1 protein-coding gene and 1 pseudogene are annotated in these 1,596 nt (G+C 36.8%); one reads left to right on the forward strand and one right to left on the reverse strand.

Features of this window, described 5'->3' with window-relative positions; genetic code table 11:
* A partial coding sequence (locus Q4Q54_RS21590) for a hypothetical protein (RefSeq protein WP_311989526.1) occupies positions 1 to 880 on the forward strand: 880 nt, incomplete at its 5' end.
* Positions 881 to 1,475: 595 nt separating this feature from the next.
* Here Q4Q54_RS21590 and Q4Q54_RS21595 read toward each other — a convergent pair.
* Positions 1,476 to 1,596, reverse strand: a pseudogene (locus tag Q4Q54_RS21595) (IS200/IS605 family transposase); the annotation flags it as partial.

A 1,596-nucleotide genomic window follows, 5' to 3' on the forward strand; every position in this document is an offset into this window, starting at 1 on the left:
TGAATCGCTCAAAAATAGAGATGTCGATTTACATCTTTTTATGGACTCACCTAACGATCCCGCGTGGATTAATTTTTGGGCGGTGATAGTTAGTATCGGAGGCTCGATTGGACTCTCACTCTATTTTCTTCATCGGACTCTACGAAGAGAAACAGATAAGCAGCTTGAACAAATCAAAATAGATGCAGAACAGCGTAAGCATGAACATCTCGCTCTTTTGCAAACTCAAGAGAAACAAAATGATGATTTATTAAAAAGCCAAATCCAACTTGCTAAAAATGAACATGAAGAACGGCACAAAGTCGTAATTGATGAATTTCGTCAAAAGTGGATTAATACCTTTCGAGATGAAGCTAGTAGTTATGTCAGAGTCGCAACTCAACTGCTCCATTTTTATGAAATCGAGAAAGATATACTTATAATAGTTAAAAGTTTGAAAAGTGCTGAAAGACAGTGCGCTAATTTTCGAGCTGAATTCCGTGAAGAAAATAGCGGATTGCCACGAATCCTCTTAGAAAGTAACAATGATGAGTACAAAGAATTAAAAATGCACGAGAGACAAGTAAGAGAAGACTTTGACAGTGTCAAACCCACGTATGCAAAGCTTAAGAAACTTGAATCTGAACTAATTGAAAAGAAAGTTAAGATTAGTTTTATGCTTAACCCCGATAAAGACGCAAACAGTTTAAATGATAAAGCTTTAGATAATGATATTTTAGAGTTAATCATCTTTATAAATGATGCATTCATCTCAGAAAATAGGGTATATCAAGCACTTACAAACGAACCTCTTATCAAAACAAAACTTGCAAAGTTTCAGTGCATCGTACCCTTAATGCTTAAAGCTGAATGGGATCGAGTGCAGAGAAAACAGCAATAACAAACACCGCGATAAAAATATCGTATTACTTCTCGATGAATGGAAGGTGTCAAAATGAACAAACTCGAAATAGCACCTAATATGCTTTATCGTGCTGCTAAATCGTACATTGAAGCTCAAGATGATTTCGACTACATCCAAGCAATTATACTTGCAGGTTCTGCGATGTACATTTGTGAACCATTACTTGAAGAACAAGGACGACCGACACAAGCGAGAGAACGAGCGGATCGAATTATCAAACTACGTGAAGCATGTGTAAAAATGGATAACAACAAACTCAAAATAACATGGGATGCAAAACTACTTACTGAGAGGAATAAAGAACACATTAGGTGCGTTTCGCGAGTTGAAGATAGAAAAGTATACAACGCGTTAAAACACTCAGGTATCTTTCGCTTTGATAAAAAAACTAAAACAAGATACACGGAAAAAAAAGCAAGTGATGATCTCGAAATGATTGATATCTTGGGTGAAAATCTTGATTTTCGCACAGCAGCAGAAGATATAATAATCGATGCAATTCAAGATTGTAAAGAATCCGCCTTCTTAGAAGGCGGCTTTGACTTGCCCCTGGAAGGGGCTATTCCAAAAACTACATCATCTGCAACGACAATTGAGCCTCATGTTCCTGATCTTGTTTATCTTGATGGCGCACATATCGTCTAATGATTTCTTCATTAACCCCTACTGTATCTACAAAATAACCTCTGGCC

Origin of the sequence: Shewanella sp. SP2S2-4 (assembly GCF_031932025.1) — a bacterium.
Taxonomy (GTDB): Bacteria; Pseudomonadota; Gammaproteobacteria; order Enterobacterales; family Shewanellaceae; genus Shewanella; species Shewanella baltica.